Source organism: Flavobacterium supellecticarium, assembly GCF_004801375.1.
Lineage (GTDB): Bacteria > Bacteroidota > Bacteroidia > Flavobacteriales > Flavobacteriaceae > Flavobacterium > Flavobacterium supellecticarium.
Map to the genome: position 1 here is coordinate 478,538 of NZ_SSNZ01000002.1, position 22,280 is coordinate 500,817.

Genomic DNA, 22,280 nt, shown 5'->3' on the forward strand with positions numbered 1-22,280 from the left:
GAGCGTACTTTTTCGTACTAATAAATACAGCATATGACAAAGACCATTCAATATAAAATCGCATTCGTACTACTTTTAGCAGGAAGTCAGACGCTTTTTGCACAAAAGAAAGACGAAAATCTGGGAACAGAAGTAGTAAACGTAGTAAAACCGTATACGCCAACCATTTCCGATGCTTTTAAAGTAAAAGAAACCCCAACGATAGACGACGAAGACAATACGCAGAAAAAAGAAATACAATACAATATTTTTTCCTTTCCGGTAGCGTCGACGTTTACGCCGTCCAAAGGAAAAGCGGCCGGAGTAGACAAAGCACAAAAGGAAAAATTGTATAACAATTATGCCACTTTAGGATTTGGTAATTACGCCGCGGTAAACGGTGAATTGTTTGTGACTAAAAACCTGAGCAATAACGAATATGTGGCCGGAATGTTCCGTCATATGTCATCGCAGGGCGGTATCAAAGACGTGTTGCTGGACGATAAATACTACACTACTTCGGTTGATCTGACCTATGGAAGTAAACAACGTGATTTCGACTGGAATGTCGATTTAGGCTACCAACATCAGTTGTACAATTGGTACGGATTGCCAACCGATTATCTGACATTCGACGATCCGAATATGTTGGCGGCAATCAATCCACAGCAAACCTATCAGACCTTAAAATTAGGTGGGCGATTGGGAATGAAAGACAGTTATTTTAACGAAGCCACATTGCAATTCAAACGTTTTTGGGATGCGAAAGGAAGCGCAGAAAACCGTTTCTTTATCAAGCCTTCAATCGATTTCGAATTCAAAGACAATAAATTTAAAACCGATTTTGTAGTGGATTATGTAGGTGGGAATTTTAAAAAAGATTACTACAATCTACCGGATAGCGAAATGAAATACAGTTACCTGAATTTTGGAGTGCAACCGAGTGTTTTATTAAAAGAAGGGGATCTTTCGGTTCAGCTTGGAGCGGGACTTTTTTACAACATGGGGAAACTGAATAACGAAAGTGAAGGGAAATTCTACGTATATCCAAATGTAAAAGCATCCTATAAAGTGGTGGGCGATGTGATGATTGCTTATGCCGGTGCCGAAGGTGGATTAAAACAAAATACCTATGCCGATTTTGTTGGCGAAAACCAGTTTGTAGCGCCTAATCTCGTGATCGCACCAACCAGTGAACAATACGATATCTATGTCGGATTAAAAGGAAAACTGGCGAATAACGTAGCCTACAACGTTAGAGGGTCGTATAAAAGTGACGACGATAAAGCGTTCTTTAAAAGCAATATATACGACACGGCCAATACCAATACCGAAGGTTATGTTTACGGAAACTCGTTTGGTGTGGTTTACGACAAGTTAAAAACGATCAGCTTTTTTGGAGAATTAAAAATGGACTTCTCTAAAAATGTAAGCTTCGGAATTAACGGTACGTTTAACAGCTTTACAACCGATCTGGAACAGGCGTGGAATATGCCAACGGTAAAAATTGGCGCCGATTTCGACTTTAACATCACCGAAAAATGGTATGCCGGAACAAATATCTTCTTTGTAGGCGATCGTAAAGATCAGTTTATGTATACTGATGTTTCGCTAACGGAGCCATTGTTCAAAACGGTAACTTTAGACAGTTATTTTGATCTGAATGCGCATGTGGGTTACAAACACAACGAACGCCTTACAGCCTATCTGAAAGCCAACAACCTGGCAAGTCAGAACTACCAACGCTGGCTGAATTATCCGGTACAGGGATTCCAGTTCCTGATTGGAGCCAGTTATAAATTCGACTTTTAATTAAAGTGTTCAAATAAAGAAGGAAGCCTGCAAAACAACTATTTTTGCAGGCTTTTATTTTGTTTCTTTGTATATCATTACAAGAATAGAAATGACATTTAAACAAAAAATTGTACAACATCATCTGGTTTTATTACAAGACAAAATTGATGTTTTTAGAGATATGATTTCCGGATTGGCAGAAGATGCGCAAAACGATGCAAAAGGATCGGCTGGCGATAAGCATGAAACCGCGCTGTCGATGATGCATTTGGAACAGGAAAAATTAAGCGCCAAGTTACAGGAAGCGCTTCAGATGAAAGCCATATTGGAAAAGATTGATGCCACAGCAACTACCTCAAAAATTGCCGTAGGTAGCGTGATCAAAACCAATGGGATGTATTTGTTTATGAGTGCCGCTTTGCCTAAAATTGCTATCGACGGTGTCAATGTAATCGCACTTTCGCCTCAATCGCCCTTAGGACTAAAATTAATGGGTGGCGGAATAGGTGAAACCTTCGAAATCAACAGTTCAAAATATACGATCGAAACTATCGATTAGACCTACCAAAAATGAAAGTAAAAAATATACTACTGGCCGCATGTTGTCTTATTTCGGCCTGGATCAACGCCCAGAAAAAACAGGAAGCCGATCTGATCGTTTCGGATGCGAAAATCTATACGGTTAATAAAGCATTTCAGACTGCGGAAGCCTTAGCGGTTAAAGACGGAAAAATTATTGGAATCGGGAGCAAGGCGGATATCTTAAAAAAGTTTTCCGCTAAAAAAACGATGATCGCCAAGGGTAAATATATGTATCCCGGATTCTACGATGCGCATGCCCATTTTTACGGACTGGGCATGAATATGCAGGCGGTAAATCTTAGAGGAACCAAGAGTTTTCAGGAAGTGATCGAAAGGATTCAGGCGTTCCAAAAAGTCAAAAATCATACGTTTATTATAGGCCGCGGATGGGATCAGAACGACTGGAAAGAAAAAGAATTTCCAACGAAAGAGTTATTGGATCAGTACTTTCCAACTATTCCGGTGGTGCTAACCCGTATCGACGGACATGCGATGTTGGTGAATACAAAAGCCCTGGAACTGGCTGGAATTACAACCAAAACCAAAACATCAGGCGGACAGATTGAAGTCAAAGACGGAAAACTAACCGGTATTTTGGTCGATAATCCAATGGAATTGGTATCGGCGATTATTCCAAAACCAACACGGGAGACGCAAATTACGGCCTTACAGGAAGCGCAAAAAGAAATGTTTCACTACGGATTGACGACGATCAACGAAGCCGGTTTGGAGCGCGATGTTATTGATTTGATCGATAGTTTGCAACAGGAAAACAAACTGGATATCAATATCTACGCGATGGTGATGGCGACCCGCGAAAATGTGGATCATTATACGCAATTGGGAATTTATAAAACCGATAAATTAAACGTTCGTTCGTTTAAATTTATGGGCGACGGTGCTTTGGGATCGCGTGGTGCCTGTTTGCACCAGGCGTATTCCGACAAACCAAAACAATTCGGAGCCTTGTTGTCGCCAATTCCAACGATTCGGGAAATCGCCAAGCAGATCGCCGAATCGGATTATCAGATGAATTCCCATGCGATAGGTGATTCGACAAATACTGTACTCTTAAAAATTTACAAAGAAGTATTAGATGGTAAACCCGACCGCAGATGGAAGATCGAACACGCTCAGATTATACGCGAACAAGACTTCGATTACTTTAAGCTGGGAATCATACCATCGGTGCAACCTACGCATGCGACATCGGATATGTATTGGGCCGAAGACCGATTGGGTAAAAAACGACTACAGTATTCGTATGCCTATAAAACCATGTTACAACAAGCGGGGTTGATCGCGTTGGGAACCGACTTTCCGATTGAGGAAGTAAACCCGATGTATACGTTTTATGCAGCTGTAGCACGAAAAGATCTTAAAAATTATCCGGAAAACGGATTCCAGTCGGAAAATGCATTAACCCGTGAGGAAACCCTAAAGGGAATGACTATCTGGGCGGCATATTCTAATTTTGAAGAAAACGAAAAAGGAAGTTTGGAAGTGGGTAAATGGGCCGATTTTGTGATCTTCGATGCGGATATTATGACGATGGATATCGACGGTGTGCCGTATGTCGTACCGGTAAATACATTTGTAAAAGGAAAACAGGTAAAATAAGAAACCATGATGATGTTAGTTGCAATAGTGCTTTTTGTAGCCGGACTTATATATGCGGTAATACGTATTACAAATCATAACGCATCGCATACCAAAGAGCAAAATTATACGCTTGATGAGAAGTATAACGCGGCCAAAGTTGAAAAACAAAAGGAAATCGACTGTATACTGGAAAAAATAAATAAAAACGGCGTACAATCGCTAAACAGTAGGGAAAAACAACTACTGGACGACTATTCCAAAAACTAAATAAAACCGGGCATTTGTCCGGTTTTTTGTTTTAAATGTCTCGATATAAGGCTTGACTTATAGATTTTAACCCAAACGCTATAAATCGGATGCTTTAGGTTATATTTTGTTTTTGAATCGCTTATTTTGATTTAAAATTTAAACCAAAATAAAGTTTTTGCTTTTTAATTAAAACTGATATAGGCAATTTTGTGACGTAATAATAACCATTTAAAGCAAAAATAGTATGTGCGGGATAGTAGCAGTTATAGGAAAAGGAGTCGATGCGGAATTGGTACAACAATTGTCCAAAAGAATGTCGCATCGCGGTCCGGATGAAAGTGATTTGCATATCACGGAAAAAGGGCATTTTTTAAGCCACGAACGTTTGTCGATCGTCGATTTGCAAACCGGGAAGCAACCAATTCAGGGAACCAACTCGGCCTGGATGGTACACAATGGCGAAATATATAACCATAAAAAACTACGTGATACCGTACTAAAAAAACATACGTTTCGTACGACATCGGATTCGGAAGTGATTGTGCATTTATATGAAGAATATGGCTATGAATTTTGTGATATGCTCGACGGGATCTTTGCCTTTGTTGTGATTGACGGTGATGATTTTATGGCAGGCCGGGATCCGTTGGGTGTAAAACCACTGTATTACGGAATCGACAGTCACGGAGCGGTTTATTTTGCCTCCGAAATGAAAGCCATAGCCGACCAGTGTAAGTCGTTTGCCGCCTTTCCCCCGGGACACTATTACTCCCCCAAAACAGGATTTGTAAAATACTACCAACCGCAATGGGAAGATGCCGCAAAAGCCGTAGAACCGCTCGATTTAAAAGCAATCCGGGAAACCCTTACCGAAGCGGTACGCAAACGATTGATGAGCGATGTGCCCATTGGTGTTTTGTTATCCGGTGGATTGGATTCATCGTTAACATCGGCTATTGCGTCCCGGTTAATGACGGAAGCCGGAAGTCCGAAACTGCATTCGTTTTCGATCGGATTGGATGGCAATGCACCCGATGTGGTTGCGGCTCGTGCTGTAGCCGAGTATCTGGGAACGGAACACCATGAAATTTACTTTTCGGTGGAAGAGGGGATTGAAATTCTGGATACGTTAATCTGGCACCTGGAAACCTACGATGTTACTTCGATTCGGGCCAGTACGCCGATGTATTTCCTGTCGAAAGCCATCACCGAAAAAGGAATCAAAGTAGTATTGTCCGGAGAAGGAGCCGATGAGATTTTTGGAGGGTATCTGTATTTTAGAAATGCGCCTTCTGTAGCCGATTTTCAAAAAGAAACTATCGAACGCGTACAAAAATTAGCCACAGCCGATTTGCTACGTGCGGATAAATCGACTATGGCGCACGGATTGGAAGCGCGGGTTCCGTTTTTGGACAAAGCCTTTTTAAACCTGGCGATTAAAATCAGACCGGAAGAAAAACAACCGGCCACCTATGGCGGAGTGGAGAAATACATCCTTCGAAAAGCCTTCGACACTCCGGAAAAACCCTATCTGCCGGATAGCGTTTTATGGCGCCAAAAAGAGCAGTTTTCGGACGGTGTTGGTTACAACTGGATCGATGCGTTAATCGAATATGGAACCGCGCAGGTTACGGATGAACAGTTGGCAAAAGCAGCCGACCTGTTTCCGCACAATACACCCGCCACAAAAGAAGCGTATTACTACCGTACCATTTTTCATAAACATTTCCCACAAGCCAGTGCGGCCAAAACCGTACGCAAATGGATTCCGAAATGGCAGGAAAACCAGGATCCAAGCGGAAGAGCCAATAAGGCCCATGTTAAGGCCGATACGAATATTGCCACCCTGAAAGCGACATTATGATCTTTCATATGTGATTAGTTTGTTTGTTTGAAAGCACCGGGAATTTACCGGTGCTTTTTTTGTTTTTTTATGCGGATGTCAAATGTTAAAAAGTAAGAAAATTAGGCGTTAATTAAATGTTTTTGTTGATAACTTACGGCTAATACGGGTTATTTTTAGTGTATTATCCTTTGCGTTTTCATATATTTGCCTGTTAGACGAAAAAATACATTTTTTAGAATATAAATTATGAGCGAAGAAGTTAAGAAAAACAATTATTCGGCAGACAGTATTCAGGCGCTTGAGGGGATGGAGCACGTAAGAATGCGTCCTTCCATGTATATTGGAGATGTAGGAACACGCGGACTTCACCACTTGGTTTATGAGGTTGTGGATAACTCGATCGATGAGGCTTTAGCTGGACATTGTGATACCATATCTGTGACAATTAATGAGGATAATTCCATTACGGTTGAAGATAACGGTCGTGGTATTCCGGTAGATATTCATAAAAAAGAAGGCGTTTCCGCATTGGAGGTTGTAATGACCAAAATTGGTGCGGGAGGTAAATTTGATAAAGATTCCTATAAAGTATCCGGAGGTTTACACGGGGTAGGGGTGTCGTGTGTTAATGCACTATCCGACCATTTGCGTGCAACGGTTCACAGAGAAGGAAAAGTATACGAACAGGAATACGAAAGAGGTAAAGCGATTTATCCGGTAAAACAGATTGGTGAAACCGAAAAAAGGGGAACGATTGTAACCTTTAAACCGGATCATACCATCTTTACACAAACAACGGAATATTCGTATGATACCTTAGCGGCACGTATGCGCGAATTGTCATTCCTTAATAAGGGGATTACAATTACGTTAACCGATCGCAGAGAAACGGATAAAGACGGGAACTTCGTGGGAGAAGTCTTCCATTCGAAAGAAGGATTAAAAGAGTTTGTTAAATTCCTGGATGGAAACCGTGAGCCGATTATCGGACACGTGATCAGTATGGAAAGCGATAAAGGAGAAGTGCCGGTTGAGGTGGCGTTAATTTATAACAGCAGCTATTCCGAAAATATCTTTTCCTACGTAAATAATATCAATACCCACGAAGGAGGAACGCATTTACAGGGATTCCGTAGTGGATTGACCCGTACGCTTAAAAAATATGCGGATGCTTCCGGATTGTTGGAAAAACTGAAATTTGAAATTTCAGGAGATGACTTCCGTGAGGGATTAACAGCGATTGTATCGGTAAAAGTATCCGAACCGCAATTCGAAGGGCAAACCAAAACAAAATTAGGAAACCGTGAGGTAGTATCACCAGTAAGTCAGGCAGTAGCCGAAATGTTGGAAAACTATCTGGAGGAAAACCCGAACGATGCTAAGATAATTGTTCAGAAAGTAATCCTTGCAGCGCAGGCACGTCATGCGGCTAAAAAAGCCCGTGAAATGGTACAGCGTAAAACCGTTATGGGTGGCGGTGGATTACCAGGGAAATTATCCGATTGTTCCGAACAGGATCCGGCAAAATGTGAGGTATTTCTTGTCGAGGGGGATTCCGCGGGTGGAACGGCCAAACAAGGACGTGACCGTGCGTTTCAGGCGATCCTTCCGTTACGGGGTAAAATCCTGAACGTAGAAAAAGCCATGCATCATAAAGTATTCGAAAACGAAGAGATTCGGAATATTTTTACCGCATTGGGTGTTACGATCGGAACGGCGGAAGATAGTAAAGCCTTAAATCTTGAAAAGCTACGGTATCATAAAGTAGTGATCATGTGTGATGCCGATGTCGATGGTAGTCACATTTCTACACTTATTCTGACGTTCTTCTTTAGATATATGAAAGAACTGATCGAAAACGGATACGTATATATTGCAACACCACCATTATATATGGTGAAAAAAGGAAATAAAAAGGAATATGCGTGGACCGATGCGCAACGCGATGGAATTTCTGAAAGAATGGGCGGTGGAACGAGTATCCAGCGTTATAAAGGTCTTGGAGAGATGAACGCGGAGCAGTTATGGGAAACGACGATGAATCCGGAATTCCGAACGTTACGTCAGGTGTCTATTGATAGTTTAACCGAGGCCGACCGGATTTTCTCTATGTTAATGGGAGATGAGGTACCGCCGCGTAGAGAGTTTATCGAGAAAAATGCAGCATACGCCAAAATTGATGCATAAATTACAAATAGAGAAAGGATGTCAGGAAACGGCATCCTTTTTTATTTGACCGAAGTTTAAAAAAATGTGATTTTTTTGAACCGTGTATTTTGCGTGCATAAAATTTGTATATTGGGTAACTCAATAAATCAAAAATTAATTTAATACTTATTTTACGAATATTATGAAAGTAACAATAGTTGGCGCAGGAAATGTAGGAGCAACTTGTGCAGATGTTATCTCTTATAGAGGAATTGCAAGCGAAGTGGTATTGTTGGATATCAAAGAAGGATTTGCAGAAGGTAAGGCGATGGATATCATGCAGTGCGCAACAACAACAGGATTTAATACACGCGTTTCAGGAAGTACGAACGATTATTCCAAAACAGCCGGAAGCGATGTGGTGGTGATCACCTCAGGTATTCCTAGAAAACCGGGAATGACCCGCGAAGAATTGATCGGGATCAATGCTGGAATTGTAAAATCGGTAGCGGAAAACGTGTTAAAATATTCTCCGGATACGATTATAGTGGTGGTGTCGAATCCTATGGACACGATGACCTACTTAACCTTAAAAGCGACCGGATTACCGAAAAACAGAATTATCGGTATGGGTGGTGCTTTGGATAGTTCCCGTTTTAAATACTATTTGTCAAAAGCATTGGATAAACCGTCTAACGATGTTCAGGGGATGGTAATTGGAGGGCATGGTGATACCACTATGATTCCGTTAACGCGTCTGGCATCGTATAATGGAAGTCCGGTTTCAAACTTTTTAGCGCAGGACGTACTGGATAAGGTAGCGGCCGATACTATGGTTGGAGGAGCTACATTAACCGGATTGTTGGGAACATCGGCCTGGTATGCACCAGGGGCGTCAGTGGCCTACCTGGTAGATAGTATTTTAAACGACCAAAAACGTATGATTCCATGTTCGGTTTATCTGGAAGGGGAATACGGTCAGAATGATATTTGTATTGGTGTACCGTGTATTATCGGTAAAAACGGAATTGAAGAAATTGTAGCTATCGCCTTAAACGATGCTGAGAAAGCCCTTTTTGCGAAGAGTGCTGATGCGGTTAGAACTATGAATGGTGATCTTAAATCTGTTTTGGCATAGTCATTATAGAAGAAATAAAGAAAGGCTGCGTAGGGCAGTCTTTTTTTTTGATAATATTAGCAAATTAATTGGTTAATCTTTTGGTAAATTATATATTTGCTCGTTTTTGAAAAAAATGAATAATTAATATTTAGTAATAATGCAGAATAAAGGACTCATTAAATTTTTTGCAATACTTTTTGCACTGGTAAGTATTTACCAGCTATCCTTCACATTTGTTACCAATAATATCGAGAAAAAGGCGAAAGCCTTTGCGAACGGAGACTCTAAAAAAGAGTTGTTCTATCTGGACTCTATTGGTAAAGAAAAAGTTTTTTTAGGTCATACTTTTAACGAAGTACGCGCTAAACAAATTAATAAAGGTCTTGACTTAGAAGGAGGAATCAACGTGATTCTTCAGATCTCTGTTAAAGACGTGTTGAAAGGATTAGCGAATAATTCTAAAAATCCAGTTTTCAATAAAGCGCTTGCAGAAGCAACCAAAAACAGAGAAGGTAACCAAAGTTATTTGGACGCTTTCTTTATCGCTTTTGACAAAGAATCAAACGGAGCAACGAAATTGGCATCGCCAGAAATTTTTGGAAACAGAAATTTAAGTGATGTAATCAAATTCGATATGTCCGATGCACAAGTAAAAGCTGTGCTACGAAAAAAAGTGGAAGAGTCTGTAGAAAGTGCTTTCCGTGTATTGAGAGAGCGTATCGACAAATTCGGGGTTACACAACCAAACATCCAGAAATTAGGAGAATCAGGAAGAATTCTGGTTGAGCTTCCGGGTGCTAAGGATGTAGACCGTATTACAAAATTATTACAAAGTACGGCTCAGTTAGAATTCTGGGAAACGTATAAAACGGACGAAATCGGAAACTTCCTTTTGGCGGCTAACGAGACGTTAAAGAAAACAGAAAAAGCAACAGTTGAGACAAAAGAAGCTGCTAAAAAGACAGATATTGACTCATTGTTAACCAATAAAGCAACCGATTCGGCTGCAGCTAAAAAAGGAAACAATCCGTTATTGGATTTAGTAGTAGGTGGTGGACAACAAGGAAGTCCGGTATTGGCTTACTTTAATCCAAAAGATACTGCAAAAGTTAATTCGTATTTAAAAAGAGATGATATCCGTTCTTTATTACCTGCAGAACAGCGTTATGTACGTTTTGCATGGGGTAAATTAAATCCGAAAGCACCAAACGTAGTTGAGTTATATGCGTTAAAAGCAAACAGAGAAGGCATTCCACCAATGAGTGGAGGTGTTATTACCGATGCCAGAGAATCATTCGACCAAATGGGACGTCCGTCTGTAACGATGCAGATGAACGCAACAGGAGCGAAGAAATGGGAAGAGTTAACCGGGAAAGCGTATACACAACAAAGTAACATCGCTATCGTATTGGATAACATCGTATATTCTGCACCGGGAGTATCTTCAGGACCAATCGCAGGAGGACGTTCTGAAATTTCAGGAGTATTCGACGTAGCGGAGACAAAAGACTTAGCGAACATCTTAAGAGCAGGTAAATTACCGGCATCTGCAGAAATCGTACAATCAGAGGTTGTAGGTCCGTCATTAGGACAACAAGCTATCGATAATGGTATTACATCATCATTAGTAGGTTTATTATTAGTATCCCTATGGATGATATTCTATTATGGTAAAGCAGGTTGGTATGCCAACATCGCTTTAGCAGTGAACTTATTATTCCTTTTTGGAATCTTGGCTAGCTTAGGTGCGGTATTAACCTTACCAGGTATCGCAGGTATTGTATTAACAATGGGTACTGCGGTAGATGCGAACATCATTATCTATGAAAGAGCAAAAGAAGAATTGCGATTAGGGAAATCCTTAGACGAAGCAGTTCGTTTCTCATTCACTTGGAGAGGTGCGATGTCGTCGATTACTGATGCGAACGTAACACACGTATTAACCGGTTTGGTACTATTGATCTTCGGAACAGGACCAATCAAAGGATTTGCTACAACATTATTGATCGGTATTTTTACTTCATTGTTTACATCAATCTTTATTACAAGAATGTTATTAGACTGGGGTGTAAGCAGAGGAACGAAACTACAATTCTCAACTGCAGTTACTAAAAACTGGTTTACAAACTTCCACTTCGATTTCTTAAAAATCAAAAAATGGACGTATTTATTCTCCGGATTAGTAGTAGTAGTGAGTTGTATCTCTTTTGCCATCAACGGATTGGATGAAGGTGTGGATTTCGTTGGAGGTAGAACATTCCAGGTGAAATTTGAAAAAGCGATCGAACCATCTGAAATTGCTGACGCTTTATCAAAAGAAGAAGTATTCGGAAGTGCTGAAGCAAAAGTATTTGGTGATGCAAATCAGTTAAAAATTACAACGAAATACAAAGTTCAGGAGACTAGTTCTGAAGTAGATAAAGAAGTAAACGAAAAATTATATAATGCTTTAAAACATTATTACTCTAATGATATTTCGTATGACAAATTTGTAAATACTTTCGACGGTAAAAAGATCGGGGTATTACAGGCTTCAAAAGTAAGTGCGGCTGTATCAGACGATATCAAAACCAACTCGTACTGGGCGGTATTGGGATCTATGGCAATTGTATTCGTTTACTTAATGATCTCTTTCCGTAAATGGCAGTATTCATTAGGAGCGATCGCAGCTGTAGCGCACGACGTTATCTTCGTATTGGGTATTTACTCATTATGTTACAAATTCATGCCATTCCACATGGAAATGGACCAGCACTTTATCGCAGCGATTCTAACCGTAATTGGTTACTCGATGAATGATACCGTAATTGTATTTGACAGGGTTCGTGAGTACCTTGCTGGTAATACAAAAGGACATTTTAACGATATCGTAAACAAATCGATTAATACTACTTTATCAAGAACGATCAATACATCGTTAACATTACTATTGGTATTGTTAATCATGTTTATCTTCGGAGGTGAGTCAATCCGTGGATTTATCTTCGCGATGTTGGTTGGTATTACTGTGGGTACGTATTCTTCTTTATTTATCGCGACACCGGTTCTTTGTGATACGGTTACAAGAAAAGAAAGAGATGAAATCGAAGCACGTCACAACAAGACAGAAGAATAATATTTTTTCAAAATACAGAAAAAGCCCCGCATTGCGGGGCTTTTTTTATACCGTAAATTTTTTACATTTAAAATACGCTTTCCGCCGAAATTTCGTTATTTATGGTATGGTAGTTGCTATTTTAAAAAGCAAATACTTATATTTAACCCCTATAAAAACGAATTTGTAAAACATGATTTTTAATTTTTTGTTGCAAGCGAACCCGGTTCCGGCAGAACCCGTTGTAAATGAACCCGTAGTGGCCAATACAGCAATCGAATCCGTTAATTTTTTCCAGTTGATCATGAAAGGTGGGGTTATGGTGATCCCAATCTTTATCCTGTTTTTCCTAACGGTTTACATTATCGTGGAACGTTATCTGTATATCAAAAAGCAAACAAAATTGGACAACTCGTTGATCAATGAATTAAAATACCAGTTAAATTCCGGAAATATTCAGTCGGCAGCAATGATTTGCGACAAATCGAATACGGCCTATGGAGCGGTATTACGCAATGGTGTAAATACCATTGGCCGACCAATTAACGAAATTGACCTGGCTTTGGAAAAAAGCGCCAATATCGAAATGGGATTAATGGAGAAGAAATTGGGGTATTTGGGTATCGTTGCCGGTATTGCACCAATCTTAGGATTTATCGGAACTATTTCCGGGGTAATCAAGATTTTCTATACAATTTCGATTACCGAAAATATCAGTATTGGAAACATTTCCGGTGGTTTATATGAAAAAATGATCAGTAGTGGTTTAGGACTAATTGTAGGGGTAATTGCCTATGCAGCCTATCACTTTTTTAATATGATGATCGATCATTTTGCATTGAACATGCAACGCCAGGGATTGGAATTTATCAATGTTATTCAACAGCCAAATACGAAATAAACGCAATGAGAATCAAAAGAAATAGACGTTTTCACGCCGAAGTAGCAACCTCTGCTTTGAGTGATATTATGTTCTTTTTATTGCTGTTTTTCCTGATTATTTCTACGTTGGCGAATCCGAATGTGATCAACCTGATGTTGCCTAAAGCTGAGGCTAAGGAAACGACCAACAAGCAATTTATCAGTCTTTCCGTTACTGAGGATAAACACTATTTTGTTGACAAACAGGAGGTGCCTTTTGAAGAATTGGAAGCCAAATTACTGGAAAAACTGGGAACACAAAAAGAACAAACCATAGTGGTGCGAATCCCGTATAACCTTCAGGTGCAGGATTTAGTCGACTTGTTACAGATTGGTGTTCGAAACAAACTGAAATTTGTAATCGCAACTGCGAAAAGCTAATAATAAAATAGAGAAAAGTGGCGGAAGTCACTTTTTTTATGCCTTTATTGATCCCCGTTTTTATGAAACAATTTATGTTATGGTTGCTGCTTTTGGGTGGCGTGTCGGGACCCAAATCAGATTTTAAGAACGTTTTTCAGGAAGAATTTACCAATGTCCGTTTAAAGCAATGGAATCAGGTTAATGGTAATTGGGAAGTCGATCGGAATGAAAAGCTGGTAAAAGGGAGTAAAAACAACGATTGGGCAATTCTGACAGCAAAGAAAGAATTGCCGGATAATTACATACTCACATTTTCGACTTTGGTTGAACCGTCGGCCTATTTGTTTGAGGTAATGCTGAACATTCAAAACGAAAAATACCTCGGCATTTTATACAACCAATTGGAAGGAAAGGTTGCTATAGAAGATCGTTCGTTTTTTGTCAATCCGGAAAAGGAGCGTGGTTATATCCGTACAACCGGACATATCGGGAAATTACCCAAAGTAAAAATTCCAATGTCGGAACAATGGTTGGATTGGAAGATTCAGAAAACCGGAACTACTTTTTTTGTTTGGATCGATAACGAAGAGATCCTGAAATTTACGGAACCTGCCGAAATGATCAAAAGCAATGGGAAGTTTGGTTTTGCCATTAACGGATCGGCGCAATTAAAGAATATAAAAGTCTATAAAACCAGAAATAAAGGAGCATTACCGCCGGAGGGATTCATAGGAAAGCCTCATGAACAGCCGTTTTTCCAGTTTTCAGAATAAAAAAAGCCCGTTGTTGTACAACGGGCTTTTTTAATGGGGATGTTAATTTTTATTTGCAATCATTATATTCGTTAACAATATTAATGAGATTTTCTGAGTTTTTCAAATCAAAAGCTCCTTTTTTTATCTCAGATGCTAAATTTTTACATCCGGACAGGTATTCGGCCAGTTGAATCGACAGTTTGTCGTTATTTCTTTTGTCGACCATCTGTCCTTCCGATTTCGATTTTAATTTGATCACAAAGCGATCGTCTTCCACCGGATCAACCAAAACGGAATTCTCTTTGCTGGTATAGATAACCCGATAAAAATAGGCATTGTTAAAGCCCAGTGACATCGCGTTGGATAGTTTTTTCATCGCGTCTCCTTTTACTTTCATACCCTCGAAAGCCGTTTCGGTGCCATCACTGTTTTTAACGTAGAATTTGATATTGTCTTTTGCCTGTAGCGTTATGGTACGTTCTTTTCCTTTTTCGTTTTTGTATTTGATGGATACATTTTTACCGTAATTATCGATAGCATCCACAACCTGAGTATCTCCGGTCTGATTAATATCCAGTTTCTCAAATTGCGCCGTGATAATTCCGTCATAACGCACGCCTTTTTCGTCAAAGGCATATCCGTTTGCATTATAAATATTACGGCTGCGCTCTTTGGCCAGTTTGATCTTTTCGTTTAATAAATTCTGGTTATAACTTTTAGCCTGACGTCCCAGCGTAATATCGCGGTAAACCAGTTCGCCGACTAACTCTTTTACAAACGAGCTGTTATCCGGCCCGGCAAAACGTTTTTCGGCATTGTAGCTAAACTTACTGTCATTAAACAGTGTTACTTCTACTTCGTTATTCATATTGCCCGTAGCGCGTGCCGTAGCGACCTGAATATTATCCAAATCGTAAATACTAACGGTGTTATTATTGCCAAAAGCGGTATAAGTGGACGACATAGCCTTTCCTACGATATTCGTCCCGGCCGTTCCGCCAAACAGAATCGTTCCGTCCATTTTTACAAAGGGACGGTAGCGGGCTATTTTTTCTTCCTTGTCTTTTTTGGAAGCAACAACCTCCATTTTGGTTTTTAAGGTTTTGTCGCCAATACTTTCCCGTTCGGTATTGAAAAAGGTTTCGATTTTAGCGGCATTAAATCCATTTTTATCAAATAGTCCGTACTTGGCAGATATAAGATGCAACATAATCCGCGTAGGACTTAATGAGTTGATCAATACTTCATACGGAATTTCCGTTTTTTTGGTTTCATCAGCCGAGGTTAGTAATAACCATTGATTCAGAATGGTTTTACCTTCGGACATTCCTTTATATTCTACAGTAAACTGTTTGTTTCCGGACAGGTCGAACAATTGATATTGATCGCGAACCGGCTCTTTAAAAATTGCTACTTCTTTTTCGTCTATCAATACACGATCTTTTTTGGTTGTGATCTTTTGGGAGAATGAGAGAAATGGAAGTAATAGGAGGATAAGTGTAATTTTTTTCATGCAAATTTTTAATTATATGTTATTTTGTTGGTTGTTAAATATACTATAAATAATGTAATATATTGTGTTTTGTGTGTTATGATAAAAAAAAGAGCCTGTTATACATAACAGGCTCTTCATATAAAAGATAAAATACGTTTATACCGCATTGACAATAGCGGCGAAATCATCCGCTTTTAAAGCGGCACCGCCAATAAGTCCACCGTCTACATCGGGTTTTGAAAAGATTTCTTTGGCATTATCCGGTTTCACGCTGCCGCCGTATAAAATGGAAACGTTTTCGGCTACTTCGCGACCGTATTTGTCTTCTACGGTTTGACGAATAAATTGGTGCATTTCCTGCGCCTGATCCGGAGTGGCAGTTTCGCCGGTTCCGATCGCCCAAACGGGTTCGTATGCCAATACGATGTTTTCCCAGGCTTTGGCATCCAAATGGAATAATCCGTCTTTTAACTGATTTTCCACGATGTTAAAATGTTGTTGGTTCTGACGGTCTTTTAATTCTTCACCAAAACAGAAAATAACGCGTAACTCGTGTTTTAAAGCCGTATCGACTTTGTTGGCTAGCAACGCATCCGTTTCGTGAAAATAAGAACGTCTTTCGGAATGTCCCAGGATTACGATATCCACACCGATATTTTTGAGCATATCGGCTGATATTTCGCCGGTAAAAGCACCGCTTTCGGCCTGGTGCATGTTTTGTGCCGCCACACCGATATTGGTAAATTCCAAATGTTGTACCGCAGAAGACAGGTTTACAAACGTAGGCGCTACGATAATTTCCACCTCTTTATCGGAAGGCAATTTTTCGATCAGATCGTTTAATAAATCCTCGGTTTCATGTGCATTTTTGTGCATTTTCCAGTTTCCTGCAACAATACTGTGTCTCATTATTTTAAAGTTTTTAAAGTCGTAATCAGGTTTTCGTCGTCGGCTTCAATAGCTTTGAACAACGCAATTTTTCCTTTTTTGTCCACTACCATATAACGCGGAATCCAGTCCAGTTTAATCGATTTCCCAAAGGCACCTTTCATACCGTCGGTCAATAGGAAATGTTCGCCGTTTACATTGTATTTTTCAATTCCTTTTTTCCAGGCTTCCGGTGTTTTATCAGCCGAAATAAACAAATATACCACATCGGTAAACTCATTTTGAAGGTTGACCACTTTTGGCATTCCTTTGATACAATCCGGACACCAGGATGCCCAAACATCGATTACCACGGTTTTGCCTTTGTATTTTTTAAGCACGTCTTTAAAGGTAATTTCCTGACCTTCCAGGCTTACCATTTTATAGTCCAGGCTCTCTTTTGCGAATTCTTTCGGGGTTTGTGCATTTGTACAGGCGATCGATAAAACCAACATCAATGCCATAGCGACTATGTTTTTCATAAAAAGTTTTTTAGTTTATTACGGATATAAAAATATAAAATCTTCTGTGAAGAAAATGTTATTGTAATTTGATTTTCGGATCCAGATACGCATAAATCAGATCCACCAATATATTGATCACGACAAAAGTAGTCGCGATCACCAAAACAGCACCCATAATTACCGGAAGATCAAGGGTATTCAGAGCATCTACGATTTCTTTGCCGAGTCCGTTCCAGCCAAAAATATATTCCACAAAAACAGCACCGGCCAACATCGAGGCAAACCAACCGGAAACGGCCGTTACAACCGGATTTAAGGCGTTTTTCAGAGCGTGACGTTTAATCACCTGCAATTCGCTTAAACCTTTGGCTCTGGCAGTTCGGATATAATCCTGACTCATCACTTCCAGTAATGAATTTCGCATTAATTGAATTACAACCCCTAACGGTCGGATTCCGAGTACGACAGCCGGAAGAATAATATTTTTCCACTGAATATAAGTCCCGTTTCCAAAATCATCCACTTCATATAGGCTACCGGTCATATTCAGATGCGTATAATGGTGTAACAGGAATCCAAAAAACCAGGCAAACAGAATCGCACTAAAAAACGAAGGCACACTCATGCCAAGCGTACTCACCAAAGCGATAAACCGGTCGAGCCAGCTGTCTTTATAAACCGCCGAAACAATTCCGAATACGATTCCAATCAGGATGGCAATCACAATGGCAAAAAAGGCCAGGATTACCGTATTCGGCAAGGTGTTCCCAATAACCTGAGTGACTTTTTTTCCGCTTTTCTGAAAGCTTTCCCGTAAATAGGGCGTTTTTAAAACGACCGCTGAATTTCCAACCGAAAACAACGGTAAGGCGTTGTATTTTCCTTCAGAAAGAAAAGTATAATCATTGCTGTTTTTACTGTGGAAGGAAATGAGAGAAAGGTCGTTCAGATAATACAAATACTGTGTTCCTATAGGCTTATCAAAACCATATTTCTTTTTGACCAACGCCAGTTGTTCGGAATTTTCATTCTGGTCGAGCATCATGCGCGCCGGATCGCCGGGAAGGACATTAAATAAAAAGAAAATCACTGTTATCACTCCGAAAAGTGTTAACAGTGCATATCCGGTTTTATGAAGCAGGTAACGAAGCATTCGATATCGAAACTTATTTTAAAACAACATCGTCGATATCGTTCCAGTGTGCCTTCTGAACAATTGTTCCTTTTTCCAGTACTACGATACTTGGATTGGCTCTTTCGATGGTTTTTAAGGTCGTTCCGTCGCAGAAATAATAATCGAAAGTCAGTTTGTTATCCGCTTTTACTTTTTGGATTACTTCATCGTTCGAAGCTGTCATCCCGATGACTTTATAGCCTTTGGTGGTTGCTTTTTTATAGAATTCCTCGGCTTTTTGTAAACCTTTGGTATTGGCTTTATTCAGATCGTACGAAACCAGCATGATCAATTTTGGCTCGTTTAGCATGGCTTCGGTATAACTTTCACCGTCTTTTTCGATACTGAAATCGTGGATAGGCGGTTCATATCCTTTCGAAATTAATTTATCGTCACGACGAACAAACTCGGCACCTTCCGGTAGGTTCATCAATTGTTTTTCGTTGAAATTCTGTTCCTGCCCGTTTACTTTATAGACAAAATTCATTTCATATACCGAACGTGGCGCGCCATCGGGAATTTCCATTCCTTTCTGAATGTTGGTTCCTACTTTGTACGCTCTGAAATCTTTTAACGGTAAATGATTCAATACATAATAGCCCATAAAAAGACATAACGAATAACTTACAAAAACGGTTAGAGCGTTTACAGTACTGCTAAATAACGGCTGAATCAGTTTTTGGTTAAAGAATAAAATCAGGATAAAAAACAACAGAACAATGTCTTTTGTAAACGATTCCCACGGTGTGAGTTTTAGTGCGTCGCCAAAACAACCACAGTCGGTTACTTTATTAAAATAAGCCGAATAGAAGGTTAGGAACGTAAAGAAAACGATCATTAGTAGTAAACTCCACATGGTGAATTTTGGTTTAAACCCAATTAGGAGTGCGACTCCCAAAACCACTTCGAATACCACTACAAAAACGGCAATAATCAGCGCGTAGGGAATAAAGAAGGGAAGGTTTAAAACATTTTCGGCGAAATATTCTTCCAGTTTAAACGAAAAACCCATCGGGTCATTCAATTTGATCAAACCAGATATAATGAACAGTACGCCAACAAACAGACGTGAAAAGTGAGCTAAAAATTTCTTCATAACGGTAATTTCTTTTTTCGGTTTTGTAAATATAGGTAAGAACCCGTGGAATTAATTGTTAATGTTTCCTAATTAACAGGCTATACGGCTTTTCCCAAATGAATCAGAGCAAAAACGGCATAGTTGAGCATATCCTGATAATTGGCGTCGATTCCTTCGGATACCAGGGTTTTTCCTTTGTTATCTTCAATTTGCTTTACGCGTAACACTTTCTGCAAAATCAGATCAGTTAGGGAACTCACGCGTAAGTCACGCCAGGCTTCGCCGTAGTCGTGGTTTTTGGCTTCCATCAGGTCTTTGCAGACTTTTACTTTTTCATCGTATAAAGCCACAGCTTTTTCCACATCAAGATCCGGCTGATCGGCGACACCTAGATCCAACTGAATCAGTGCCATAATAGAGTAATTAATGATACCGATAAACTCAGACGTTTCGTCTTCGTTTACCTTACGGATCTCATTTTCCTGTAGGCTGCGGATGCGTTGCGCTTTGATAAAAATCTGATCGGTTAGTGACGGCAAACGCAAAATGCGCCAGGCACTTCCGTAGTCTTTCATTTTATTGCTATAGAGGTTGCGGCAAATAGAAATAACCTTGTCAAATTCCTGTGAGGTATTGCTCATTTTCTATGTATCTTTGTGTAATAATTTTTTCAAAAGTAAGGATTTTTCCGGATAAAAAGAGAAAGACCAGTCTACCCCGGTATTTCTTCCGGATTTCAAAACAGAATCAGATGACAATCAATTGCAACGGCCGACTGGTTAGTTTGGACACGCCACACTGTATGGGGATTTTAAATGTAACCCCGGATTCGTTTTACGACGGTGGAAAATATAAAAGCGATACCGCCTTTTTAGATCAGACCGAAAAAATGCTAACCGAAGGCGCCACTTTTATTGACATCGGAGCGTATTCGTCCCGTCCCAATGCGGCCTTTGTAACGGAAGAAGAGGAGATCAGTCGTATTGTTCCGGTGATTCGCCTTATTGCCGATCGGTTTCCTGAAGCCCTGATATCGGTAGATACCTTTCGTGCAAAAGTAGCGGCCGAAGCGATTGGAGCCGGAGCGGCACTGATTAACGATATTGCCGCCGGATTACTCGATCCCGAAATGCTTCCGACGGTTGGCGCCTTGCGAGTACCTTATATTATGATGCATATGCGGGGCACGCCGCAAAACATGAATACGCTTACCGATTATACGGATATTGTAAAAGAAATGCTTTTTTATTTTTCGGAGCGTCTCCGGGAAGCCCGACGTTATGGTATTCATGATATTATAGTCGATCCGGGCTTTGGTTTTGCGAAAACAACGGCACAAAACTACGAAGTGCTGCAAAAACTGGAATTATTCCAAAATTTAGAAGTACCTTTATTATCGGCTGTTTCCCGAAAATCGATGATTTATAGAGTATTGGAAAATACCGCCGGTGAAGCCTTAAACGGAACAACCGTACTCAATACGATTTCGTTGTTAAAAGGCGCCCGTTTGCTTCGGGTACACGACGTAAAGGAAGCGATGGAATGCATTCGTCTCGTACAAAAAACACAAGGATTATGATCAGATACAGTATTATTTTAGCGGCTTTTTTGCTGTTCGGTTGTGGAAAAGACAAACACATTTTATTACCGAAATCGGGCAGAACGATTGTTAAAGACGTAGCCGATATTTCGCCGATTTATATGTTGTTTCAGGTTAACGGAAACGATACGCTGGTTGAAGTGGACAAACAAACGATTATTTCCACGACCAATTGGATTTTTAATATCGACAAACGATTTCCGTTAAAAAAGATTATGCCGGAAGTGATCAAATTGCAAAACCGCAAGGGAAGTCATAAAGGGGAAGCGCAGGTTGCGAATTACTATTCCTATGCGGATAGTATCGGTAAAAACATGGCTTTTATTCCTTTTACGGATGTGGTATATACATTAGGTACGCAAAAAGATTTTGCCGAGCACGGAAAAGCGTCGTTGGTTTTAAAGTTTGATAAGCAGAATCAACTTACAGTTAACGGTATTGCTGTAAAACCGGAAGAATTCCATCGCACCGTAGAAAAAATGTATACCAAACCAACCGTTTTATTTTTGCATTTCGACAAAGAACTGTTGTATGATCATTATATTGCGGATAAGATATTGTTGTCGTGGTGGAAACAACCCAATGTGACCATTTCGAACAAAGAATATATTTACTGATGGTGATACGGTTCGTTTCGTAGAATCGTAAAACCGCGGTATAGCTGCTCAATAAAAAACAAACGCACCATCTGATGGGAAAAAGTCATGAGGGATAACGAAATTTTGCCCTGTGCTTTTTTGTATACGGCTTCCGAAAAACCATACGGACCGCCAATAACAAATACCAGTGTTTTAACACCGGAATTCATTTTTTTTTGTAATTCATCTGAAAAGCCAACACTGGAAAAGGATCTTCCATTTTCGTCCAATAAAATCAATTGGTCGGTTGCTGATAGTTTGGACAGGATGAGTTCACCTTCTTTTTCTTTCTGCTGACTTTCGGATAGGTTTTTGACATTCTTGATGTCCGGAATGATTTCCAGATCAAATTTGATATAAAACGACAAACGTTTGGTATAATCGTCGATTAAAGTCTGCAAAGCCTTGTTGTCGGTTTTACCGATGGCCAGAAGTTTGATATTCATGGAAG

Annotated in this window: 20 protein-coding genes; 13 read left to right on the forward strand and 7 right to left on the reverse strand. The window is 39.9% G+C overall.

Annotation, left to right across the window (positions count from 1 at the left end; genetic code table 11):
* The first annotated feature begins 33 nt into the window (after positions 1-33).
* From E6C50_RS06770 to E6C50_RS06820, 11 genes are all read left to right on the forward strand, one after another.
* Positions 34-1,791 (forward strand): porin family protein, encoded by a 1,758-nt coding sequence (locus E6C50_RS06770; protein ID WP_136402444.1) that lies wholly within the window; start codon positions 34-36, stop codon positions 1,789-1,791.
* A gap of 91 nt (positions 1,792-1,882) precedes the next feature.
* Positions 1,883-2,332: a hypothetical protein gene (locus E6C50_RS06775; RefSeq protein ID WP_136402445.1), complete on the forward strand. Its 450-nt coding sequence runs from the start codon at positions 1,883-1,885 to the stop codon at positions 2,330-2,332.
* Between the two features lie 11 nt (positions 2,333-2,343).
* Positions 2,344-3,975, forward strand: coding sequence for an amidohydrolase (locus E6C50_RS06780; protein WP_136402446.1), 1,632 nt, complete (start codon positions 2,344-2,346; stop codon positions 3,973-3,975).
* 6 nt (positions 3,976-3,981) lie between these two features.
* The gene (locus tag E6C50_RS06785) at positions 3,982-4,224 is read left to right on the forward strand and encodes a DUF6576 domain-containing protein (RefSeq protein ID WP_136402447.1); all 243 of its coding nucleotides are present in this window, start codon (positions 3,982-3,984) and stop codon (positions 4,222-4,224) included.
* 226 nt (positions 4,225-4,450) lie between these two features.
* Entirely contained in the window at positions 4,451-6,070 is a 1,620-nt protein-coding gene (gene asnB, locus E6C50_RS06790; RefSeq protein WP_136402448.1) for an asparagine synthase B, read from the forward strand.
* A 228-nt stretch (positions 6,071-6,298) separates the two neighbouring features.
* Complete coding sequence (gene gyrB / locus E6C50_RS06795) at positions 6,299-8,239, forward strand: DNA topoisomerase (ATP-hydrolyzing) subunit B (RefSeq protein WP_136402449.1); 1,941 nt, start codon at positions 6,299-6,301, stop codon at positions 8,237-8,239.
* A gap of 163 nt (positions 8,240-8,402) precedes the next feature.
* The gene (gene mdh / locus E6C50_RS06800; protein WP_136402450.1) at positions 8,403-9,338 is read left to right on the forward strand and encodes a malate dehydrogenase; all 936 of its coding nucleotides are present in this window, start codon (positions 8,403-8,405) and stop codon (positions 9,336-9,338) included.
* Between the two features lie 139 nt (positions 9,339-9,477).
* A complete protein-coding gene (gene secDF / locus E6C50_RS06805; RefSeq protein ID WP_136402451.1) occupies positions 9,478-12,435 on the forward strand; it encodes a protein translocase subunit SecDF in 2,958 nt (985 codons plus the stop codon).
* A 172-nt stretch (positions 12,436-12,607) separates the two neighbouring features.
* Complete coding sequence (locus tag E6C50_RS06810) at positions 12,608-13,315, forward strand: MotA/TolQ/ExbB proton channel family protein (protein WP_136402452.1); 708 nt, start codon at positions 12,608-12,610, stop codon at positions 13,313-13,315.
* A 5-nt stretch (positions 13,316-13,320) separates the two neighbouring features.
* Entirely contained in the window at positions 13,321-13,716 is a 396-nt protein-coding gene (locus E6C50_RS06815) for an ExbD/TolR family protein (RefSeq protein WP_136402453.1), read from the forward strand.
* 62 nt (positions 13,717-13,778) lie between these two features.
* Positions 13,779-14,471 carry a hypothetical protein gene (locus E6C50_RS06820; RefSeq protein ID WP_136402454.1) on the forward strand — a complete coding sequence of 231 codons (693 nt, stop codon included), beginning with the start codon at positions 13,779-13,781 and terminating at the stop codon, positions 14,469-14,471.
* A gap of 49 nt (positions 14,472-14,520) precedes the next feature.
* On the opposite strand, the gene E6C50_RS06825 is transcribed toward E6C50_RS06820, so the two are convergent.
* The 6 genes from E6C50_RS06825 to E6C50_RS06850 form a co-directional block, all read right to left on the reverse strand.
* Entirely contained in the window at positions 14,521-15,966 is a 1,446-nt protein-coding gene (locus E6C50_RS06825; protein WP_136402455.1) for a hypothetical protein, read from the reverse strand.
* 138 nt (positions 15,967-16,104) lie between these two features.
* Positions 16,105-16,857 (reverse strand): triose-phosphate isomerase, encoded by a 753-nt coding sequence (gene tpiA, locus E6C50_RS06830; RefSeq protein WP_136402456.1) that lies wholly within the window; start codon positions 16,855-16,857, stop codon positions 16,105-16,107.
* Positions 16,857-17,357 carry a TlpA family protein disulfide reductase gene (locus E6C50_RS06835; RefSeq protein WP_136402457.1) on the reverse strand — a complete coding sequence of 167 codons (501 nt, stop codon included), beginning with the start codon at positions 17,355-17,357 and terminating at the stop codon, positions 16,857-16,859. The genes tpiA and E6C50_RS06835 overlap by 1 nt, the downstream gene beginning before the upstream one ends.
* Positions 17,358-17,415: 58 nt before the next feature.
* The gene (locus E6C50_RS06840; RefSeq protein ID WP_136402458.1) at positions 17,416-18,492 is read right to left on the reverse strand and encodes an ABC transporter permease; all 1,077 of its coding nucleotides are present in this window, start codon (positions 18,490-18,492) and stop codon (positions 17,416-17,418) included.
* Positions 18,493-18,505: 13 nt separating this feature from the next.
* Complete coding sequence (locus E6C50_RS06845) at positions 18,506-19,609, reverse strand: BT_3928 family protein (protein WP_136402459.1); 1,104 nt, start codon at positions 19,607-19,609, stop codon at positions 18,506-18,508.
* 80 nt (positions 19,610-19,689) lie between these two features.
* Positions 19,690-20,232, reverse strand: a complete 543-nt coding sequence (locus E6C50_RS06850; RefSeq protein ID WP_136402460.1) for a DUF1599 domain-containing protein — start codon at positions 20,230-20,232, stop codon at positions 19,690-19,692.
* A 110-nt stretch (positions 20,233-20,342) separates the two neighbouring features.
* Between E6C50_RS06850 and folP the strand changes: the two genes are divergently transcribed.
* Together folP and E6C50_RS06860 are read left to right on the forward strand one after the other, a co-directional pair.
* A complete protein-coding gene (gene folP, locus E6C50_RS06855) occupies positions 20,343-21,170 on the forward strand; it encodes a dihydropteroate synthase (protein WP_136402461.1) in 828 nt (275 codons plus the stop codon).
* Positions 21,167-21,808, forward strand: a complete 642-nt coding sequence (locus E6C50_RS06860) for a hypothetical protein (RefSeq protein ID WP_136402462.1) — start codon at positions 21,167-21,169, stop codon at positions 21,806-21,808. Before folP ends, E6C50_RS06860 begins: the two co-directional genes overlap by 4 nt.
* Here E6C50_RS06860 and rlmH read toward each other — a convergent pair.
* The gene (gene rlmH / locus E6C50_RS06865; RefSeq protein ID WP_136402463.1) at positions 21,802-22,275 is read right to left on the reverse strand and encodes a 23S rRNA (pseudouridine(1915)-N(3))-methyltransferase RlmH; all 474 of its coding nucleotides are present in this window, start codon (positions 22,273-22,275) and stop codon (positions 21,802-21,804) included. The genes E6C50_RS06860 and rlmH overlap by 7 nt on opposite strands.
* Positions 22,276-22,280 lie beyond the last annotated feature (5 nt).

Coding starts and splice junctions, on each gene's coding strand:
- tpiA (WP_136402456.1), bottom strand. CDS start 16,857: ATGAGACACAGTATTGTTGCAGGAAACTGGAAAATGCACAAAAATGCA.
- E6C50_RS06780 (WP_136402446.1), top strand. CDS start 2,344: ATGAAAGTAAAAAATATACTACTGGCCGCATGTTGTCTTATTTCGGCC.
- E6C50_RS06810 (WP_136402452.1), top strand. CDS start 12,608: ATGATTTTTAATTTTTTGTTGCAAGCGAACCCGGTTCCGGCAGAACCC.
- asnB (WP_136402448.1), top strand. CDS start 4,451: ATGTGCGGGATAGTAGCAGTTATAGGAAAAGGAGTCGATGCGGAATTG.
- E6C50_RS06845 (WP_136402459.1), bottom strand. CDS start 19,609: ATGAAGAAATTTTTAGCTCACTTTTCACGTCTGTTTGTTGGCGTACTG.
- secDF (WP_136402451.1), top strand. CDS start 9,478: ATGCAGAATAAAGGACTCATTAAATTTTTTGCAATACTTTTTGCACTG.
- E6C50_RS06840 (WP_136402458.1), bottom strand. CDS start 18,492: ATGCTTCGTTACCTGCTTCATAAAACCGGATATGCACTGTTAACACTT.
- E6C50_RS06770 (WP_136402444.1), top strand. CDS start 34: ATGACAAAGACCATTCAATATAAAATCGCATTCGTACTACTTTTAGCA.
- E6C50_RS06860 (WP_136402462.1), top strand. CDS start 21,167: ATGATCAGATACAGTATTATTTTAGCGGCTTTTTTGCTGTTCGGTTGT.
- E6C50_RS06820 (WP_136402454.1), top strand. CDS start 13,779: ATGAAACAATTTATGTTATGGTTGCTGCTTTTGGGTGGCGTGTCGGGA.
- E6C50_RS06815 (WP_136402453.1), top strand. CDS start 13,321: ATGAGAATCAAAAGAAATAGACGTTTTCACGCCGAAGTAGCAACCTCT.
- E6C50_RS06850 (WP_136402460.1), bottom strand. CDS start 20,232: ATGAGCAATACCTCACAGGAATTTGACAAGGTTATTTCTATTTGCCGC.
- E6C50_RS06825 (WP_136402455.1), bottom strand. CDS start 15,966: ATGAAAAAAATTACACTTATCCTCCTATTACTTCCATTTCTCTCATTC.
- gyrB (WP_136402449.1), top strand. CDS start 6,299: ATGAGCGAAGAAGTTAAGAAAAACAATTATTCGGCAGACAGTATTCAG.
- E6C50_RS06835 (WP_136402457.1), bottom strand. CDS start 17,357: ATGAAAAACATAGTCGCTATGGCATTGATGTTGGTTTTATCGATCGCC.
- folP (WP_136402461.1), top strand. CDS start 20,343: ATGACAATCAATTGCAACGGCCGACTGGTTAGTTTGGACACGCCACAC.
- mdh (WP_136402450.1), top strand. CDS start 8,403: ATGAAAGTAACAATAGTTGGCGCAGGAAATGTAGGAGCAACTTGTGCA.
- E6C50_RS06775 (WP_136402445.1), top strand. CDS start 1,883: ATGACATTTAAACAAAAAATTGTACAACATCATCTGGTTTTATTACAA.
- rlmH (WP_136402463.1), bottom strand. CDS start 22,275: ATGAATATCAAACTTCTGGCCATCGGTAAAACCGACAACAAGGCTTTG.
- E6C50_RS06785 (WP_136402447.1), top strand. CDS start 3,982: ATGATGATGTTAGTTGCAATAGTGCTTTTTGTAGCCGGACTTATATAT.